The organism is Halomonas sp. Y3 (assembly GCF_024137965.1).
Classification (GTDB): domain Bacteria; phylum Pseudomonadota; class Gammaproteobacteria; order Pseudomonadales; family Halomonadaceae; genus Halomonas; species Halomonas mongoliensis.
This window is the reverse complement of the sequence record NZ_CP099975.1, coordinates 3042532-3061742: the sequence shown is the minus strand read 5'-3', so window position 1 is coordinate 3061742 and position 19211 is coordinate 3042532. Positions and strand designations below refer to the sequence as shown.

General features: G+C 70.4%; 16 protein-coding genes. 4 read left to right on the top strand and 12 right to left on the bottom strand.

Annotated elements, in window-relative coordinates; translation table 11 throughout:
* The first annotated feature begins 41 nt into the window (after window positions 1-41).
* Together NHL60_RS14480 and adhP are read left to right on the top strand one after the other, a co-directional pair.
* Window positions 42-1562 carry an aldehyde dehydrogenase family protein gene (locus NHL60_RS14480; RefSeq protein ID WP_253444863.1) on the top strand — a complete coding sequence of 507 codons (1521 nt, stop codon included), beginning with the start codon at window positions 42-44 and terminating at the stop codon, window positions 1560-1562.
* 129 nt (window positions 1563-1691) lie between these two features.
* On the top strand, window positions 1692-2720 hold the full coding sequence (gene adhP / locus NHL60_RS14475; protein ID WP_253444860.1) for an alcohol dehydrogenase AdhP: 1029 nt from the start codon (window positions 1692-1694) through the stop codon (window positions 2718-2720).
* A gap of 2 nt (window positions 2721-2722) precedes the next feature.
* Here the strand turns inward: adhP and NHL60_RS19610 are convergent, their stop codons facing one another.
* The 9 genes from NHL60_RS19610 to NHL60_RS14435 all read right to left on the bottom strand — a co-directional run bounded on the left by NHL60_RS19610 (window position 2723) and on the right by NHL60_RS14435 (window position 13963).
* Window positions 2723-2854, bottom strand: a complete 132-nt coding sequence (locus NHL60_RS19610) for a hypothetical protein (RefSeq protein ID WP_301271067.1) — start codon at window positions 2852-2854, stop codon at window positions 2723-2725.
* Complete coding sequence (dauA, locus tag NHL60_RS14470) at window positions 2847-4601, bottom strand: C4-dicarboxylic acid transporter DauA (protein WP_253444856.1); 1755 nt, start codon at window positions 4599-4601, stop codon at window positions 2847-2849. The genes NHL60_RS19610 and dauA overlap by 8 nt, the downstream gene beginning before the upstream one ends.
* Window positions 4602-4802: 201 nt before the next feature.
* Window positions 4803-5501: a hypothetical protein gene (locus NHL60_RS14465; RefSeq protein ID WP_253444853.1), complete on the bottom strand. Its 699-nt coding sequence runs from the start codon at window positions 5499-5501 to the stop codon at window positions 4803-4805.
* A 101-nt stretch (window positions 5502-5602) separates the two neighbouring features.
* Window positions 5603-6322 carry a response regulator gene (locus NHL60_RS14460; protein ID WP_253444849.1) on the bottom strand — a complete coding sequence of 240 codons (720 nt, stop codon included), beginning with the start codon at window positions 6320-6322 and terminating at the stop codon, window positions 5603-5605.
* Window positions 6319-7755, bottom strand: coding sequence for an ATP-binding protein (locus tag NHL60_RS14455; RefSeq protein ID WP_253444846.1), 1437 nt, complete (start codon window positions 7753-7755; stop codon window positions 6319-6321). Before NHL60_RS14455 ends, NHL60_RS14460 begins: the two co-directional genes overlap by 4 nt.
* Window positions 7752-10850 (bottom strand): efflux RND transporter permease subunit, encoded by a 3099-nt coding sequence (locus NHL60_RS14450; protein ID WP_253444843.1) that lies wholly within the window; start codon window positions 10848-10850, stop codon window positions 7752-7754. The genes NHL60_RS14455 and NHL60_RS14450 overlap by 4 nt, the downstream gene beginning before the upstream one ends.
* Complete coding sequence (locus NHL60_RS14445; protein WP_253444840.1) at window positions 10847-12115, bottom strand: efflux RND transporter periplasmic adaptor subunit; 1269 nt, start codon at window positions 12113-12115, stop codon at window positions 10847-10849. The genes NHL60_RS14450 and NHL60_RS14445 overlap by 4 nt, the downstream gene beginning before the upstream one ends.
* A 102-nt stretch (window positions 12116-12217) precedes the next feature.
* Window positions 12218-13138 (bottom strand): lysine exporter LysO family protein, encoded by a 921-nt coding sequence (locus NHL60_RS14440; RefSeq protein WP_253444837.1) that lies wholly within the window; start codon window positions 13136-13138, stop codon window positions 12218-12220.
* A 114-nt stretch (window positions 13139-13252) separates the two neighbouring features.
* A complete protein-coding gene (locus NHL60_RS14435; protein WP_253444834.1) occupies window positions 13253-13963 on the bottom strand; it encodes a hypothetical protein in 711 nt (236 codons plus the stop codon).
* 141 nt (window positions 13964-14104) lie between these two features.
* Here NHL60_RS14435 and NHL60_RS14430 point away from each other — a divergent pair, with 141 nt between their 5' ends.
* The gene (locus NHL60_RS14430) at window positions 14105-14839 is read left to right on the top strand and encodes an SDR family oxidoreductase (RefSeq protein ID WP_253444831.1); all 735 of its coding nucleotides are present in this window, start codon (window positions 14105-14107) and stop codon (window positions 14837-14839) included.
* On the opposite strand, the gene NHL60_RS14425 is transcribed toward NHL60_RS14430, so the two are convergent.
* The 3 genes from NHL60_RS14425 to NHL60_RS14415 are packed head-to-tail and all read right to left on the bottom strand — an operon-like array spanning window position 14827 to window position 17719.
* Window positions 14827-16176 (bottom strand): nicotinate phosphoribosyltransferase, encoded by a 1350-nt coding sequence (locus NHL60_RS14425; RefSeq protein WP_253444828.1) that lies wholly within the window; start codon window positions 16174-16176, stop codon window positions 14827-14829. The two genes, NHL60_RS14430 and NHL60_RS14425, sit on opposite strands and share 13 nt — an antisense overlap.
* Entirely contained in the window at window positions 16173-16751 is a 579-nt protein-coding gene (locus tag NHL60_RS14420) for an isochorismatase family protein (protein ID WP_253444825.1), read from the bottom strand. The genes NHL60_RS14425 and NHL60_RS14420 overlap by 4 nt, the downstream gene beginning before the upstream one ends.
* Before the next feature lie 23 nt (window positions 16752-16774).
* A complete protein-coding gene (locus NHL60_RS14415; protein WP_253444822.1) occupies window positions 16775-17719 on the bottom strand; it encodes a glyoxylate/hydroxypyruvate reductase A in 945 nt (314 codons plus the stop codon).
* A 270-nt stretch (window positions 17720-17989) separates the two neighbouring features.
* Here NHL60_RS14415 and doeA point away from each other — a divergent pair, with 270 nt between their 5' ends.
* Window positions 17990-19189, top strand: a complete 1200-nt coding sequence (gene doeA / locus NHL60_RS14410; protein WP_253444819.1) for an ectoine hydrolase DoeA — start codon at window positions 17990-17992, stop codon at window positions 19187-19189.
* Window positions 19190-19211: the final 22 nt, after the last annotated feature.

Genomic DNA, 19211 nt, shown 5'->3' with positions numbered 1-19211 from the left:
GAAGTGACCCGACATAACCACAACAGCTCTGGAGTCACGTCATGATCTACGCCAACCCCGGCCAGTCCGGTTCCGTCATCACCTTCGAGCAGCGCTACGGCAACTACATCGGCGGCGAATTCGTCCCGCCGGTCAAGGGCGGCTACTTCGACAACGTCAGCCCGGTCAACGGCGAGGTGTTCTGCCAGATTCCCCGCTCCACCGCCGAGGATATCGACAAGGCGCTGGACGCGGCCCACGCCGCCGCCCCGGCCTGGGGCAGGACCTCCGCCGCCGAGCGCAGCAACATCCTGCTCAGGATCGCCGACCGCATCGAGCAGAACCTCGAGATGCTGGCCGTGGCCGAGACCTGGGACAACGGCAAGGCGGTGCGCGAGACGCTGAACGCCGACCTGCCGCTGGCGGTCGACCACTTCCGCTACTTCGCCGGCTGCATCCGCGCCCAGGAGGGCACCGCCGCCGATATCGACGCCAATACCGTGGCCTATCACTTCCACGAGCCGCTCGGCGTGGTGGGGCAGATCATCCCCTGGAACTTCCCGCTGCTGATGGCGGTGTGGAAGCTGGCCCCGGCCCTGGCGGCGGGCAACTGCGTGGTGCTCAAGCCCGCCGAGCAGACCCCGGCCTCGATCCTGGAGCTGATGAAGCTGGTCGGCGACCTGCTGCCGCCGGGGGTGGTCAACATCGTCAACGGCTACGGCGCCGAGGCGGGCCAGGCGCTCGCCACCAGCAAGCGCATCGCCAAGATCGCCTTCACCGGCTCCACCCCGGTGGGCTCGCATATCCTCAAGTGCGCCGCCGAGAACATCATCCCCTCCACGGTGGAGCTGGGCGGCAAGTCCCCCAACATCTACTTCGCCGACATCATGAACGCCGAGCCGGAGTTCATCGACAAGGCGGCGGAGGGCCTGGTGCTGGCCTTCTTCAACCAGGGCGAGGTGTGCACCTGCCCCTCCCGGGCGCTGGTCCAGGAGTCCATGTACGAGCCCTTCATGGCCAGGGTCATGGAGAAGGTCGGCAGGATCAAGCGCGGCAACCCGCTGGACACCGACGTCCAGGTGGGCGCCCAGGCCTCCCAGGAGCAGTTCGACAAGATCATGTCCTACATGGACATCGCCCGGGAGGAGGGCGCCGAGTTCCTCACCGGTGGCGACAAGGAGAGCCTGGACCCGAGCATCGACAAGGGCTTCTACATCCAGCCGACCCTGCTCAAGGGCAACAACAAAATGCGCGTCTTCCAGGAGGAGATCTTCGGTCCGGTGGTGGCGGTGACCACCTTCAAGGATGAGGCCGAGGCGCTGGCCATCGCCAACGACACCGAGTTCGGCCTCGGCGCCGGGGTGTGGAGCCGCGACATCAACGTCGCCTTCCGCATGGGGCGCGGCATCCAGGCCGGCCGGGTGTGGACCAACTGCTACCACCAGTACCCGGCCCACGCCGCCTTCGGCGGCTACAAGAAGTCCGGCGTCGGCCGCGAGACCCACAAGGTGGCGCTCGAGCACTACCAGCAGACCAAGAACCTGCTGGTCAGCTATGACACCAACCCGCTGGGCTTCTTCTGATCCTTGCGCCGTCCGGATTCGCCGGGCGGCGCTCCTTTCCCAGCAGAGGGTGGGCCACCACCTCGTTCCCCGGGCGATGCCCCGAGCCCGACAGGGGCTCTCCACTCGAGCAACAGCAGGAGTAAGATAATGGACAAGACGATGAAGGCCGCTGTAGTACGCAAGTTCGGTGAGCCCTTGGCTATCGAGGAGGTAGAGACGCCTCGGCCCCAGAAGGGCGAGATCCTGGTCAAGGTGGCCGCTTCGGGCGTCTGCCATACCGATCTGCATGCCGCTCACGGTGACTGGCCGGTGAAGCCCAATCCGCCGTTCATTCCCGGCCACGAGGGCGTCGGGCATATTGTCGCCATCGGCGAGGGCGTGAAACACGTCAAGGAGGGCGATCGTGTTGGCGTTCCCTGGCTCTATTCGGCCTGTGGCCACTGTGAGCACTGCCTGGGCGGCTGGGAGACGCTGTGCGAGTCGCAGCAAAATACCGGCTACTCGGTGAACGGAGGCTTCGCCGATTACACATTGGCCGATGCGGGATTCGTCGGCCTCCTGCCCGATAATGTCGACTTTCTAGAGATCGCTCCGGTGCTGTGTGCCGGCGTGACCGTCTACAAGGGGCTCAAGATGACCGACACTCGCCCAGGGCAGTGGGTGGTGGTTTCGGGCATCGGCGGGCTTGGCCACATGGCCGTGCAGTACGCTCGTGCCATGGGGCTCAACGTGGCGGCGGTGGACATCGATGACGGCAAGCTGGCGTTGGCCGAAAGGCTTGGGGCGACGGTCACTGTCAATGCCATGAAGACCGATCCGGTCGACTACCTGAAGCGCGAGATCGGCGGCGCTCATGGGGCGCTGGTCACGGCGGTATCGCCCAAAGCCTTCGATCAGGGCCAGCGCATGCTGCGTCGCGGCGGCACCCTGGTGCTCAACGGCCTGCCGCCGGGCGACTTCCCGCTGCCGATCTTCGATACCGTGCTCAACGGCATCACCGTGCGGGGCTCCATCGTCGGCACCCGTCAGGATCTGCAGGAGGCGCTGGACTTTGCCGGCGAGGGCAAGGTAAAGGCCACCGTCGCCACCGACAGGCTGGAGAACATCAACGATGTCTTCCAGCGCATGATCGATGGCAAGATCGAAGGGCGCATCGTGCTCGATATGGCCGACTGATGTCACCGGCCCAGCGGTCCCAGGGGCGCTTCGCCGCCCCTTTTGGCTGTCTTGGCATCGGTCTCCTGCAGATCCTGACGGGTGTCGACGTTGAGCCAGCGAGTGACCTGCAGCGGGGATAGGGACTTACCCATGGTGTCGCGCCTCCAAGGCCAGCCAGCGTTCGGCCAGGCGGGCGGCGTGGGCCTGGCCGGCGACCATGGCCAGCCGACCCGGCTCGCGGCGAAGCCCGGCGCGCTTGAGCTTGAGCACCATGCGTGACGGCAGGCCGACGAAGATCACCCCGACCCGCTCGGTGCGCAGCTCCTCCACCAGCGCCTGGAGGGCCACGATGGCGGTGGCGTCCAGGCTCGGCACGTCGCGCATGTCGATCATCATGACCCGCACGTCCGGGTCCACCACCCGCAGGGACGAGATCGCCTTCTCGGCGGCGCCGAAGAAGAGCGGGCCGTTGATGTCGTAGAGCGCGACCCCTCGGGGCAGGGCCGGCGGGGCCTCAGGCTCGCCGGCGCGCAGCCGCCGCGCCTCGGTGAGGCTGGCCATGCGGCGGATGAACAGCGCCGCGGCCAGGGCCATGCCCACGGCCACCGCCAGTACCATGTCGAAGACCACGGTCAGGGCGAAGCAGATCACCAGCACCGCCACGTCGCTGCCCGGTGCGCTTTTCAGGGTGTGCACGAAGTGGCGGGCCTCGCTCATGTTCCAGGCGATGATGAAGAGCAGCGCGGCCAGCGCCGCCATGGGCACATGGCCCAGCACGCCGGCCAGCAGCACCACCGCCAGCAGCACCACCAGGGCGTGGACCACCGCGGCCACCGGCGAGACCGCGCCGCTGCGGATGTTGGTGGCGGTGCGCGCCAGGGCCGCGGTGGCGGTGATGCCGCCGAAGAAGGGCACCACCACGTTGCCGAGTCCCTGGCCGATCAGCTCGGCGTTGGGGTCGTGGCGGGTGCGGGTCAGGCCATCGGCCACCACCGCACAGAGCAGCGACTCGATGGCGGCCAGCATGGCGATGGCCAGGGCGGGGGCGAGCAGCTCACGGATCAGCGCGAAGTCCACCGCGAGCGGCGTGCCGTCGGGCCCCGGCAGCCGCCAGGGCACCACCAGACTCGGCGCGAAGGGCGGGATGCCGCTGCCGCTCTGGCCCTGGAACTCCCAGCTGAAGCGCGAGGCGATGGTGGCGATCTCGACCCCGGCGGCGCTCACCGCCAGCGCCGCTAGGGTGCCGACGACCAGCCCCACCAGGGGCGCCGGCACCGGCACCTTGAGCCGCGGCCAAAGGATCAGGGTGGCCAGGGTCACCAGGCCGATGCCGAGCTCGGCCGGGGCCAGGGTCGGCAGGGCGCGAACGATGGCGGCCAGGTTGTGCGGGGTGCTGTCGCCGAGCGCGACCCCGGCCAGCCCCAGGAAGTCGGGAAGCTGCAGCAGGGCGATCACCACGGCGATGCCGGCGGTGAAGCCGAGCACCACCGGGTAGGGCACGAACTGGATCAGGCTGCCCAGCCGGGCCAGCCCCAGGGCCGTAAGGATCAGCCCCGCCATCAGGGTGGCGATCAGCAGCCCGCCGACGCCGTGGCTCGCCACGATGGGGAAGAGGATCACCACGAAGGCCGCGGTGGGGCCGGAGATGTTGAAGCGGGAGCCGCCGGTCAGGGCGATGATGGCGCCGGCCACGATGGCGGTGTAGAGCCCGTGCTGGGGCGGCACCCCGGTGGCGATGGCCAGCGCCATGGAGAGCGGCACGGCCACGATGCCGATGGTCAGGCCGGCCATCAGGTCGCGGCGCAGCTCGGCCAGGCCGTAGCCCGCTCGCCAGGCGGCCAGCAGGGCGCTGCCGGGAACGGGAAGGCGATAGCCGGCCTGAGGGAAGCGGCGGGACATGACAACTCCTTCGCTTGCTAAAGAGCTTGGAGCTTAACGTTACGCCTTCCTGTTGCACTGCCGCAAGCCCTGCCATTGTCGCAGGGCTGCAGGGAATGGCCGAGGCCGCTGGCACGCAAGCGGGCCCGAACATGGAAGTCGGGCCCGCTGTGGTTCGCGGTAGTGGTGCGAGGTGGACGGTCGAGGAAGGTCCCGCCAGGCTCAGTTGCCGCGCATCTCGCCATGGCCGCGGTAGGCCTTGCCATGCCCCTTGCCATAGCCGCGCTCGCCGCGCTGCATCATGGTCTCGCGCAGCTCCTCGAGCTGCTCGTCGCTGAGAATCTCGGCCAGGGCGGCCTGGTGGCGGTCGCGCATCTCCAGCATGGCGTCGCGACGCTCGCTGCGGGAATCGAAGTCGCGGCCGCGGAGTTCCGCCATATCGCTGTAGATCGCCTCGCGGGTCTCGCGCAGGGCCTCGCGCTCCTCGTCGGAGAGCCCCCAGTCGTCCACCAGCGCCTCCAGGCGCTCCTGCATGGAGGTACGGCGCTGCTCCATCATCTCGCTGCGGCGCTCCTCGCGCTGCTCGCGGCGGGCCTCCTCCAGGGCGGCACGCTGGTCGTCGTCGAGAATCTCGGCCAGGCGCTCGCGGTGCTGCTCATGGAGCTGGCGCATCGCGTCGCGGTGCTCGCTGCGGGCCTCGTCCAGGGCCTCGCGGGTCGCCTCGTCGATGCCGGCGCGCTCGAAGAGCGCCTGGCGCTGCTCGGCCTTGCGCTCGGCATGGGCCTGGTGCCACTGCTGACGCTTCTCGGCCCAGTCGCCTTCGCTCTTGCCGGGGGCGGCGGTGGCGGAGAGGGCCATGGGGGCGATGGCCACGGCGAGCAGGGCCGGCGCCAGCAGCTTGCGAGTCAGGGTGATCTTCATGGGTGTTTCCTTCTGGCCTTGGGTGGGTGCTGTCAGTGTCGCGCCGCGAGGTGCAAGCCGCGTGCAGTGAAGGTGCAAAGGTGGTGCACGAGGCGTTGCGGCTAGGCCTCGGGCTGGTACTTGTAGCCCACCCCGTAGACCGAGCGAATCACCTCGCGTTCCGGCCAGACATCGCTGATCTTGCGGCGCAGCTTCTTGACGTGGCTGTCCACGGTGCGCTCGGAGACGATGCGGTGGTCACGATACATGTGATCCATCAGCTGATCCCGGGAGAAGATCCGCCCCGGGGCGTGCATCATCACCTTGAGCAGCTGGAACTCCACGGCGGTGAGCCCCAGGTCCTGGCCGTCGGCCAGCGCCCGCCAGCCCTCCTCATCGAGGACCAGGTCGCTCGCCTCGCCGCTGGCCGGCTGATCGGCGGCCTGACTGCGGCGCAGCACCGCCTTGACCCGCGCCACCACCTCCCGAGGGCTGAAGGGCTTGCAGATATAGTCGTCGGCGCCCAGCTCCAGGCCCAGTAGGCGGTCCACCTCCTCGACCCGGGCGGTGAGCATGATCACCGCCAGCGCCGGCCAGCGCTGGCGGATCTCCCGGCACAGGGTCAGCCCGTCGGTACCGGGCAGCATCAGGTCGAGCAGCACCAGGGCCGGCCCCTGGCTGGCCTGCTGCACCTCGGCAAGCCAGGGCAGCACGGCGTCGCCGTGGTCCAGGTGGCGGGTGGCAAAGCCGCTGCTCTCCAGGTAGTCGGCCACCAGCCGGGCGATCTTGGGTTCGTCCTCGACGATCAGGATCTGCGGCTCCGCGTGTTCCTGGGCTGTCATGGGGTCTCCTCCCTGAGGCGGTCGTCATCGAGCGGTGGAAAGGTGAGCGTCCAGCATAACCCACCCAGCGGCGAGGGCGTGGCGTGCATCTCCCCGCCGTGGGCCTTGACCAGGGCCGCGGCGATGGAGAGCCCCAGGCCGCTGCCGCCGCTGGCACGGTTGCGCGAGCCCTCTACCCGGTAGAGCCGCTCAGTGAGCCGGTCGAGCTCGCCCTCGGGCACGCCGGGGGCGCTGTCTTCCCAGCGGACCCGAATACCCTGGGGGCCGGCGTCGAGGGTGACCCGCAGGCGTCCTGGCGCCCGGGTATAGGCGCAGGTGTTGTCGAGCAGGTTGTTCCACAGCTGGCGCAGGCGCTGGGCGTCGCCGCGGATCCGGGCGCCCTTCCGGACCTCGGTCTCCAGGGTGATGCCGCTGTCGGCCAGCCAGCCGCCGGCCTCCTCCAGTCGCGAGAGCAGGCTCTCCGCCAGGTCCATGGGGGCGAGCTGCACCTCCAGGGCGCCGGCATCGCTCTGGGAGAGCAGGCGCAGGTCGGCCACCAGCCGCTCGAGCTGGTCCACCTCCTGGGAGAGAGAGTGCAGGTTCTCCAGGTCCAGGCGGCGGATGCCGTCCTGCATCGCCTCGATCTCGCCGCGCAGCACCGCCAGCGGGGTGCGTAGTTCGTGGGCGATATCCGAGACCCAGCGGCTGCGCGCCTCGCGGCTCGCCTCCAGGGTGGCGGCCAGCACGTTGAAGTCCCGGGAAAGCCGCGACAGCTCGTCCTGGCCGCGTTCCGGCAGGCGAATGCTGTAGTCGCCCTCGGTGAGGCGCCGGGTGGCCAGCGCCATGCTGCGGGTGCGCCGCCCCAGCCACCAGGAGAGCCCGCCGGCCAGCAGCAGCGAGGCGACTCCCAGCGACGCGACGATGATCGCCAGGTTGCGCTGCTGGCGGGAGAGGAAGATATGGTCCATGCGCGCCATCAGCTGCTCCGGAGGGCGGTAGCCCAGGGTGCCGACCCGCTCGCCTTCGTGGAGGATCGGCAGCCAGCGCAGGGTGGCGGCCTCCTCGTCGTCATCCGGGGGCAGGCCGATCACCGGCAGGCCCTCGGCATCGTGGAGCACGAAATCCTTGGGGTCGCCGAGGCGGCGCTCGATGCCGTGGGGTGGAGGGCCGGCCCCGGGCCAGAGCTGCTGGCGCACCAGGCGCTGCCAGGCGGAAGGGGAGACGCGCAGCCACTGCCAGTCGCCGCGATTCGCCCACTCCTCGCCGAGCCCCTCGGCCAGGGTCTCGGCCCGGGCCGCCTGGGTGGTGTCCAGGTACTCGAGAAAGCCGCGGTCGAGGCTGCGCGAGACGCCCAGGAACACCAGGGCCGAGATCGCCACGTTGACCCCGAGGATCACCACGAACAGCTTGATGCCCAGCCGGGAGACGGCGGGGCGGGGCAGGTTCAGGCTCATGAGGAGGCCTCCTCGGGGCGTGCATGGGGACTCAGGCGCTCGCGCAGCCGCTCCAGCATCAGGTAGAGGCAGGGCACCAGCAGCAGCAGGATGAAGGTGGCGAAGAGCATGCCGAAGCCCAGCGAGATCGCCATGGGGATGATGAAGCGGGCCTGGCGGGAGGTTTCGAAGATCATCGGTGCCAGGCCCAGGAAGGTGGTCAGGGTGGTCATCATGATCGGGCGCAGGCGGCGGGTGGCGGCGGCGACGATCGCCTCCCGGGCGCCCATGCCCTCCCGGCGCCGGCGGTTGGCGTAGTCGATCAGCACCAGGGCGTCGTTGATCACCACTCCGGAGAGCGCCAGCATGCCCATCAGGCTGACCACCGAGAGGCCGAAGCCCATGATCATATGGCCGGCCACCGCGCCGATCACCCCGAAGGGGATGGCGGCCAGCACCAGCAGCGGCTGCAGGTAGCTGCGGAAGGGGATGGCGAGCAGGGCATAGAGGGCGATCAGGGTCAGCCAGGAGGCCTTGGTGAGCGCCGAGACGTTGTCGGCGGTCTCCTGCTGGCGCCCGCCGGGGGTGATCTCGAGCCCCGGCCAGCCGGCCCGCAGGGCGGGAAAGACGTCGGCCTCCAGGGTCCCCATCACCTGATTGATGCGCCCCTCGCCGGCGGCGTCGGCGGTGACGCTGATGATGCGCCGTCCGTCGATGCGCTGCAGGGTGGTGGCGGCGCGCCCCAGGCTGAGATCGGCGACCCGGGCCAGCGGCACCTGTCGACCCTCGGGCGTGCGGATCGGCAGTCGCTCCAGGTCGGCGAGGCTCCGGCGCGCCTCGGCGGGCAGGCGCACCTCGACGCTGATCTCGTGGCGGCCCACGAACTGCTCCAGCGCCGTGATCCCCTGCAGGGGGGCGCGCAGCTGACCGGCCAGGTCGGCACCGGTCAGGCCCAGGGCGCGCCCCTCCGGCGAGAGGCGAATTTCCAGCTGGGGCTTGCCGTCGGCCAGGCCGCTGTCGATGTCGGTGACCCCCTCGAACTCCCCCAGGGCCTCGGCGAGCCGGTTGGCGGCCCCCTCCAGGGCGCGACTGTCGGGGTGGGAGAGGCGCAGGGTCAGCCCGGCCCCGGCGCCGGGGCCTCCCACATCGGACTCGAAGCGTACCGCCTGGACGCCGCTGAACTCGCCGGTGAGCGCCCGCCACTCCCGGGCCACCCGGGAGGGGGGCCAGGCGTCCAGGCTCGCGCGATCCAGGGTCAGGCGCACGCTGAGCCGGTCGCCGTCGATCTGGGCGCGACTGCTGGTGAAGGCGGGCCCGTCGTCGCGCTCGGCCAGGGCCTCGGCGGCGGCCAGCAGGCGGTCGCGGATGGCGCGGTCGTCGGCGATGGGGCTGCCCACCGGCAGGGTCACCGTGGCCTGCACCATGTCCGACTCCACCCGGGGCATCAGCGAGAAGCCCAGGCGCCCGCTCATGGCATAGGCGAGCGCCACCGCCAGCACCGCCACGGCGAGGCTCACGGTCAGCAGCCGCTGGTCCAGGCAGCGCTCCAGGAAGGGGGCGAAGCGTTCCCGGGTGACCCGAGCCAGCCAGGCCTGCAGGGCCTGGCGCAGGCGATCCAGGGGGCGGCGCCAGGCCGGGGCCTCGCGGCCCCCGGCGCGGTGGGCCAGGTGGGCGGGCAGGATGAAGAGCGCTTCCAGCCAGGAGGCCAGGAACACCGTGATCACCACCAGCGGCACCACGGCGAAGATCATGCCCAGGAAGCCGGGCAGGAAGAGCAGCGGCAGGAAGGCCACGATATTGGAGAGGATGGCGAAGGTGATCGGTACCGCCATCTCCCGGGCGCCGCGCACCGCCGCCTCGCGCAGGGAGTGGCCCTGCTCCCGGTAGCTGTGGATGTTCTCGCCCACCATGATGGCGTCGTCCACCACGATGCCCAGGGCGATGATGAAGGCGAACATCGACATCATGTTCAGCGACACCCCGAACCAAGGCAGGAAGAGCAGGGCGCCGAGGAAGGCGGTGGGGATGCCCAGGGTGACCCAGAAGGCGAGTCGCGCCTCCAGGAAGAGCCCCATCAGCACCAGCACCAGGGCCAGGCCCAGGAAGGCGTTCTTCAGCAGCAGGTCGAGGCGGTCCCGATAGGCCTCGGAGCTGTCCCGGGAGACCGACAGGGCCAGCCCCTCGGGCAGGCCCGCCTGGAGCCGTTCGAGCTGGGCGTGGACGGCGTCGGAGATGCCGATGGGGGTCTGGTTGCCGATCTGGTAGACCTCCAGGGTCATGCTCGGTGCGCCGTTGAAGAGCACCTCGCGATCGGTCTCGGCAAAGCCGCGCTCCACCCGGGCGATATCGCCCAGCCGCAGCTGGCCGCCGTCCGGGGTGCCGAGAATCGGCAGGTCGGCGAACTCCCTGGCCTCGTCGCGGCGCCCCTGATAGCGGATCAGCCACTCCCCCTCGCCGGTGGTCAGGCGGCCACCGGCCAGGTCCAGGGCCTCGTCACCGATGCGGTTGGCCAGCTGGCGGTGGTCGAGCCCGTGGCGCTGCATCGCCTCCTCGTCCAGCAGCACCTGGATCTCCCGGTCGCGGTTGCCGGAGAGCTCCACCCGGGAGACGCCCGGGGACGCCTGCAGCTCGGCGCGCATCTCCTCGGCCAGATCATGGAGCAGCTGGTCATCCACCCAGCCGTGGAGCTGAAGGCTCATCACGCTGCGCGAGCGGCCGGCCAGGCCGAAGCGGGGCGGGTCGGCGGCGGCGGGCAGGCTGGTGATGGCGCCCACCGCCTGCTGGATCTCCTGGTAGACCCGCATCACCTCCACGCCATCCACCAGGCTGGCGGAGACGCGTCCGGCCCCCTCGCTGGCGGTGGCGGTCAGCTCGTCGATGCCGTCCACGCCTGCCAGCGCCGCCTCCAGGGGCAGCAGCAGGCTGCGCTCCACCTCCTCGGGGGTGGCGCCGGGGTAGCCGATGGCGACGGTGATGATCTCCAGCTCGAAGTCCGGGAAGACCTCCTTCTTGATGGTGGTGGAGGCCATCAGCCCGCCGAGGATCAGCAGCAGCATCAGCAGGTTGGGCGCCACCCCGTGGTGCACCATCCAGGCGATGGGACCGCGGCGCATCATGGGCGGGCCTCCGCCGGTGCGGCGCCGGCCGGGCGTTCGTCCGGGGTGGGAGCGGTGCGCAGCGCCATGCCCTCCCGGGGCTGGCCCAGCGGCGAGAGGATCACCCGCTCGCCCGCCTCGAGGCCCTCGGCCACCAGCACCTGGCGGTCGTCGCGGTGCAGCACGCTGACGGTGCGACGGCGCAGGCGCTCCTCCTCGTCCAGCACCCAGACTTCATCGCCGGGGCGCAGGGCCGCGGCGGGAAGCGCGATCAGGTCGTCGCGCTGGATGGCCTGGAAGTCCAGGCGCACCACGTCGCCCAGGCGCAGCGACGGCTCGCCCCGGTGCTCGGCGTCAAGCGCCAGGGGGTCCTCCACTGCGATCAGCACCTGGGCCTGCAGGCCGCTCTCTTCCAGGGTCGGCAGCACCGAGAGCAGCTCGCCCTCACGCTGGCCGCCGGTGGGCCAGCCCCGACTGGTCAGCGTCACCGCGCTGCCCGGAGCGTCGGCGCCGGCGGGGGTGAGCCAGGCCAGGGCCTCCCCCGGCAGCGAGGCCTGGACCCAGAAGCGCGACACGTCCACCAGGTGGATGAGCTCGGTGCCGCTGCTCACTTCGCTGCCCTCGCCCAGCAGGCGGGCCTGCACCATGCCGCTCCAGGGGGCGACGAGGGTGGTGCGCTCGAGGTCCAGGCGGGTGCGGTCGCGAGCCGCCCGGGCTCGCTCCACCTCGGCCTGGGCGCTTCTCAGCTGAGGCTCGCGCAGCACCAGGGCGCGCCGCTCCGCGGGCAGCTCGCGGCCGAAGCTCTGGTACTCGGCCCGGGCCCGCTGCTGTTCGCCCTGCTCCATGGCGAGTGCCGCCTCGGCCTGGGCCAGCGCCGCCTCGGCCTCGCGCAGGGCCAGGCGGAGGTCGGCATCGTCCAGCTGGGCGAGGGGGGCTCCAGCCTCCACCAGGCGGCCAGGCAGCACGCCGGGAGCGAAGGACTCCAGGCGCCCGGCGACCCGGCTCGCCAGGTGCGCCTCGCGCTCTGCCACGGCGCGACCGAAGCCGTGCAGGTCAGGTGCCACGGCCCGGGGCATCACGGTGACGGCCTCCACCAGGGGGGGCACGGGGGGTGGCGGGGCACGGCGCTCCACCCTGGGCGGCTGGCTCATCAGCCACCAGGCGACGGTGAGGCCGCCGGCAAGCACCAGCAGTGCCAGCAGGGGGCCCAGGGACAGTCGCCCGCGCTGGCGCGAGGGGCGAGGGCGTGGCGGGGCGAGTGGGCGTGGCGCGAGGGGGCGGCTCATGGGCGTCTCGGGCAGGGCAGCGGAACGGGCAGCATGGCAGCTTGCCATGCAGCCAATGGTCACGAATTGTGCAAGCGGCATGCAAGCCGTCGGCTCGGGGGCTCAAAGCGACAGGAAGAAGAGCGTCAGGGGCGGCGAGAGCAGCGACAGAATGAAGCCCGAGACCACCGCCACCGGCACGCAGGTCACGCCGCCGTGCTGCTGGATCACCGGCAGGGTGAAGTCCATGGAGGTGGCCCCGCCGTAGCCGATGGCCAGGGCGGCGTGGCGCCGGATCACCAGGGGGATCAGCACGAAGGCGAGGAGTTCACGGGCCAGGTCGTTGAAGAAGGCCACGCCGCCCAGCGCCGGTCCCAGGGCGTCGCCCACCAGGATGGCGGAGAGCGAGTACCAGCCGAACCCGGCGGCCATGGCCAGCCCCTCGCTGGCGCGCAGGTCGAGCAGCGGGGCGGCGATCAGCCCGCCGACCAGCGAGGTGGCCGCCAGCATCAGGGCGATGGCCAGGCCGTGGCGGTTGAGCAGGATCTGGCGCAGCGCCATGCCGGAGTTGCGCAGCTGACAGCCGATCAGCGCCAGCAGGGCATAGAGCACCCACTCGGCGAGGGCCTCGGCGCCGTCGTGGAGGCCGTCGAGGCCCCGGCCCAGGAGCCCCAGGGCCACGCCCAGGACCACCACGCCGACGAGGGCCAGTGAGCCCGCCATGGCGGCCAGCTTGCTGGTGGGGGCGCCGGGCACCACCCGGCTGGGGTCGGCGGTGAGGCCCAGCCGGCGCGATAGCCACCAGAGCCCCGCCAGGTTGCAGGCGCCGATCACGGCGAACAGCACCAGCGCCTGTCCCCCCATCCGCGAGAGCTGGCTGCCGAGGTTATCGAGGCCGGCCAGGCTCACCCCCATCAGCAGCAGGATCACATAGACGGAGGCGTTGACCCCGCGGTTGATCAGCGCCATCAGGCCGGCGTGGCGCACCGGCACCAGATAGCCCAGCAGCAGCGGCAGCAGCACGATGACCAGTCCGCTCAGCATGTCGGCGTCCTTCCCTGGCAGCGTCGCCTGCGGCGACGGAAAACCCGCTACTCTAGCAGGCTCCTGCCGGCTAGTCGTGGAAGGAGGGTGGGTAAGGGGTGGCTCGAGTCGGCTTCAGTCGTCGAGGGTGAGGTGGGTGAGAGAGAGCCGGCTTCTGCGCTCGCCGTCTCGGTGGAACTCCGCGGCCAGCAGCAGCCCGGGGAGCTCCGGGTGGAAGTGAAAGAGCAGGTGGCGCTCCGGCTTGCCCGGCTCGTTGACCTTTACCGCGACCGCCTCGAAGCGGCCGGAAGGCAGCGAGAGGGTCTCGGCGCCCACCACCCGGTAGTTCATCTGCTCCTCGCGGCCGCGATGATCCTGATAGCGAAGCTCGCATTCGCCGCTGCAGCTGCCGTTCACGGCGCGGCGAGAGAGTTCGAAGAGCGCCGCCTGGCGGTCGGGGAGACTGGCCAGGTCGTCCGGGGCGAGCCGGTAGTCGCCGCCGAAGCCCAGCAGTGAGTAGCCGCTGGTGTACTGCAGGGAGCGCACGCCCTTTTCCTCTACCAGGAAGCGGCTGCGTTCCTCGCCCCGGGCCACGGCGATCGCCGCACGCATCTCGCTGAACCAGGAGGCGCCGTCCTGAAACAGCCGATGGTCGATGCTGGTGCTGGGCCAGCCGCTCACCTCCAGCCGATAGCGTGCCGCGAAGGGCTGGGGGTTGGCCTGCACCGGGGCGGTTGCGCGCTCGGAGGGCGGCGGCACTAGCGGCGCTCCGGCGGCCGGCGCTTGGGGCATCGCCACCAGTAGCAGGCAGAGCAGCAGGGGAAGCAGAAGGCGTCTTGGCGTCATGGAGAGGATCCGTTTCGGTGCGCGGCAGGGCAGTTGACTCTTCCGTTCGGTGGGGGTTCCGGCCTGCCCGAAGGTTGCATATTTGTCTCCTCGCTCCCATCTTGGTCGCCTCGAGCTAATTTCACAAAGGGAGGGGATGCGATGTCAGAGGTCAACGGTAAGGTGGTGATCATTACCGGCGCCAGCAGCGGTCTGGGCGAGGCAGCCGCAAGAATGCTGGCCCTCAAGGGGGCGCGGCTGGTGCTGGGAGCACGCCGCGAGGAGCGTCTGAAAGCGTTGGTGGAAGCGATCAACGCCGACGGCGGCGAGGCGATCTACCGAGTGACAGATGTGGCCTGTCGGGAACAGGTGGATGCCCTGGCCGAGGCCGCCCGCGACGCCTTCGGGCGCATCGACGTGCTGGTCAACAACGCCGGCGTGATGCCGATCTCGCCGCTCAACCGCCTCAAGGTGGACGAGTGGGAGCGCATGATCGACGTCAATATCAAGGGCGTGCTCTACGGCATTGCCGCGGTGCTGCCCACCATGCGCGACCAGCGCTCCGGTCATGTCATCAACATCTCTTCGGTGGCGGGGCAGGTGGTGTCGCCGGCGGCGGCGGTCTACAGCGCCACCAAGTTCGCGGTGCGTGCGATCTCCGAGGGGCTGCGCCAGGAGTCGCGGGATATTCGCTCCACCAATATCTCTCCGGGAGCGGTAACCAGCGAATTGACCGAGTCGATCAGCGACCCGCGTACCGCGGAGGGGGTCGGTGAGCTCTATAAGCTGGCCATCGAACCCGATGCCATCGCCCGGGCCATCGTCTTTGCCATCGAGCAGCCCGGCGATGTGGATGTCAACGAGCTGACCATTCGCCCCACCCGTCAGCCGCTCTGATCGGGCGGCGCCTGCAGCCGGCGCCCCAGAGCGTCGAGCCCCGGGCTCAGCGCAACCGGATAGCCGGCGTCTCCCGGGTCAAGCTCGCGCAGGGCGGCGGGCAGGCGGGCGAGCGCCTCCTGTACCCGCTCCCGGGCGCCGGCGGCCAGCGCCATCTCCTCTCGGGTGACCTCGCCGCCACGCACCAGGGGGCGCAGCAGCGGCTCGCCGGGCAGGGCGAGGGTATCGCCGGCATAGCGGCCCGCCTCGTCGTACCGGCGGTAGAGCTGCTTGCGCCCGGGCGGGTTGACCTTGCCCGGTGAGTGCTTGAGGCGCGGCGTGCCGGCGTACTCCACCAGCTTGTAGGAGAGGTCGATCACCGGTGCGTCCGAGGAGGCGCCCATCTCGGTGCCCACGCCGAAGACATCGATGGGGGCCCTCTCCTCCAGCAGTGCAGCGATCTGCCACTCGTCCAGGCCGCTGCTGGCGACGATCTTCACCTCGGGGTGTCCGGCGGCATCGAGCAGCGCCCGGGCCTCCCTGGCCAGCTGGCCTAGGTCGCCGGAGTCGAGGCGGATGGCGCCGACGCCTGTCTCGGGCGCCTCCGCCATCAGCTCGATCACCTTGCGTACGCCGGCCAGGGTGTCGTGGGTGTCCACCAGCAGGGTGGTACCCGGATAGCGGCGGGCGAAGGCGCGAAAGGCCTCGCGCTCGTCGTCGTGGGCCAGGATGTAGCTGTGGGCCATGGTACCGCGCAGGGGCAGGCCGTGACGCAGGCCGCCCAGCACGTTGCTGGTGCCCTCGAGGCCGGCGGTTCGGTAGGCGCGCACCCCGCGCACCGCGGCGTCGATGCCGTGCATGCGGCGCATGCCGAAGTCCACCACCGGCCGGCCCCGGGCGGCCATCACCACCCGTACCGCCTTGGAGGCCAGCACCGTCTCCAGCTGCACCAGGTTCATCACCAGGCTCTCCAGCAGCTGCGCCTCGGCGATGGGGGCCTCCACCTCCATGAAGGGCTGGTTGGCGAACACCGGCGTGCCCTCCGGCAGGGTCCAGATGTCGCCGCGAAAGCGCCAGGCGCCCAGCCAGTGGAGAAAGGCGTCGTCGAACAGGCCGGTGCCGGCCAGCCGTTCCAGGTGGTGCGCATCGAAGCGCAGCCGGGTGGCGAGCTCGGCGGCGTGCTGCTGCCCGCAGGCGAGCATGAAGCGCCGGCCGGGCGGCAGGCGTCGGAAGAAGAGGCTGAAGGTGGCCCGCTTCTGCATGCCCTCGGACCAGTAGGCCTGCAGCATGGTGAGCTGGTAGAGGTCGGTGAGCAGGGCCAGGTCCGCGTCGGCCACCGCGAAGGGCGCTGGCGTCATGGCGCCACCTCGGTTGTCACCGTCACGCCGGCGGCCTCGAGCTCCCGCCGCACCGCATCGCTGGCGCTCGGGTCCACCGCGGCACAGAGGGGCGCCAGCAGCAGGGTAGTGAAGCCCTCCCGGACCGCCTCCAGGGCGGTGGCCTTGACGCAGACATCCAGGGCCAGGCCGCAGACGATCACACGCCGAATGCCCCGCTCGCGCAGGTAGCCGGCCAGGTCGGTGGCGTCGAAGGCGGAGTAGGCGTCGGCGTCGAAGGCGCTGGCCTTGCTGACGCGGATGGCCTCCTCGGGAAGGGCGAGCCCGGGATGGAAGGCGGCGCCGGGCGTGTCCTGCACGCAGTGCACCGGCCAGGGGCCGCCGCGATGGGCGAAGCTCGCGTGGTCCACCGGGTGCCAGTCCCGGGAGGCGACCACCAGGGCGCCGGCCCGGCGGGCCGCATCGATCTCGGCGTTGATGCCCGGCACCAGCGCCGCTCCGCCGGCCACCGCCAGGGCGCCGCCCTCGCAGAAGTCGTTCTGCAGGTCCACGACGATCAGGGCGTCGGCGGGGCCGTAGTCCACCTTCATGCGCATCTCGTTCCCTCCTTGTCGCGGCGTCAGTAGCCGGCGTCGGGGTCGACGGTCTCCTGCGCCTCGCCGGCCTCGAAGGCGCGCAGCGCCGCGGCGACCTGATCCAGCGCCTCGCCCAGGGGAGTGGGGCCGGCCATGTGCGGGGTGATCCAGACCCGCGGGTGGGCCCAGAGCGGGCTCGCCTCGGGCAGGGGCTCCTCGGGGAAGGCGTCGAGAATGGCGCCGCGCAGCCGCCCCACGCTTGCGGGATCGTCGCCCGGGCCCAGGGCGGTGAGCAGGGCGGCCTCGTCGATCAGGGTACCGCGGCCGGGGTTGATCAGGCTGGCACCCTCGGGCAGCCGGGCGAGTGCCCGGGCGTCGATGATCTGGCGGGTCGCGGGGGTGTCGGGCAGCAGCAGCACCAGGCTCTTCACGCGCTCGAGCAGGTCGTCGAGGCCGGCGTCACCGTGGTGGCAGGTGATGCCGGCCAGGGACTTCGGCGAGCGGCTCCAGCCGTGGACCGGGAAGCCGTCGGCGGCCACCATGGCCGCCACCTTCGCCCCGATGGCGCCCAGCCCCAGCACCCCCACCGGCCAGTTGCTCTTCTCCACCAGCGCGTGCTCGCGCCACTCCCGGGCGTGCTGCTGACGCCGGTAGCGGTCGAAATCGCGCTGGAAGTGCAGGATGCCGTAGCGCACATAGTCGCCGATCAGCTCGGCCATGCCGGCGTCACGCAGCTTGACGATGGGCACCCCCTCGGGCAGGCCGGGGTTGTTGAGCAGGGCGTCCACGCCGGCCCCCAGATTGACGATGCCCTTGAGCGCCGCTGGCTCACGCAGGAGCCCCTCGGGCGGCTTCCAGACCGCCAGATAGTCGGCTTCGCGACGCTGCGCGGCGGGTGCCGAGCTGGTGATCACCTCGGCCTCCGGCAGCCGCTCGGCCAGGGCGTCGCGCCACTGCTCGGCGTCGTCGATATGCACCAGTACCTTCATGGCGACTCCTTGTTTTCCACTGACTCCTATCATGGAAGCCGAAGGCGCAATGGACAAGCGTTGAGAGCCGCCGGCGGGCCCGTGCAGTAAATGCTTGACCGACTACCGTGGGTTGGAAGTAACCTGCGCCCATGGGGACCCTCCCCGCTGCCTGGTACCGCTGACCGGCCCTCCGGCCCGTTCAGGCATCCGTCGGTGACCGTCACCCTGGCCGGCCTTCTCCCTATCGAGAGGGCCGATTTTATTGATGTTGTGATGTCGAGTGGCCTAATGACCCAGGTAAATCTGCCCTTTTCCCGCGAGGAGTACGCCAGCCGGCTCTGGAAGGTGCGCGCCGAGATGGCCAGCCGGGGCATCGATGTGCTGATCATCAGCGATCCCTCCAACATGGCCTGGCTGACCGGCTATGACGGCTGGTCGTTCTACGTGCACCAGTGCGTGCTGCTCGGTCTCGAGGGCGAGCCGGTCTGGTACGGCCGGCGCATGGATGCCAACGGGGCGCTGCGCACCTGCTGGATCGATCCGGACAATGTCACCTACTACCCGGACTACTACGTCCAGAACCCCGACATGCACCCCATGGACTATCTGGCCCAGTCGATCATGCCCGATCGCGGCTGGCACCAGGGGGTGATCGGCATGGAGATGGACAACTACTACTTCTCCGCCAAGGCCTACCAGAGCCTGCTGCGGGAGCTGCCCCACGCTCGCTTCATGGATGCCAACTCCCTGGTCAACTGGTGCCGCGCCATCAAGTCTCCCCAGGAGATCGCCTATATGCGCGTGGCGGGGAAGATCGTCGAGGGCATGCACTCGCGGATCCTGGAGGTGATCGAGCCCGGCCTGCCCAAGAGCAAGCTGGTCTCCGAGATCTATCGGGTGGGCATCGAGGGTTGGACGGATAGCAATGGCAAGGTCTTCGGCGGCGACTATCCGGCCATCGTGCCCATGCTGCCCACCGGCAAGGACGCCGCCGCCCCCCACCTGACCTGGGACGACACCCCCTTTCGCGAGGGGGAGGGCACCTTCTTCGAGATCGCCGGGGTCTACAAGCGCTACCACGCCCCCATGTCGCGCACCGTGTTTCTGGGCAAGCCCCCGGCGGAGTTCGTGCGCGCCGAGTCGGCGCTGCTCGAGGGGATCGAGAACGGCCTGGCGGTGGCCAAGCCCGGCAACCGCACCGCGGACATCGCCATGGCCCTGGGCGCGGCCATGGACAAGTACGGCTTCGACCGCGGCGGCGCCCGCTGCGGCTACCCCATCGGCATCAGCTACCCGCCGGACTGGGGTGAGCGCACCATGAGCCTGCGCCCCTCCGACGAGACCATCCTGCAGCCGGGCATGACCTTTCACTTCATGCCGGGTCTCTGGGAAGACGAGTGGGGGCTGGAGATCACCGAGAGCATCCTGATCACCGAGACCGGCTGCGAGACCCTGGCCGACTTCCCGCGCCAGCTCTTCGTGCGCTGAGCCGCTATGACAGAACAAGGAG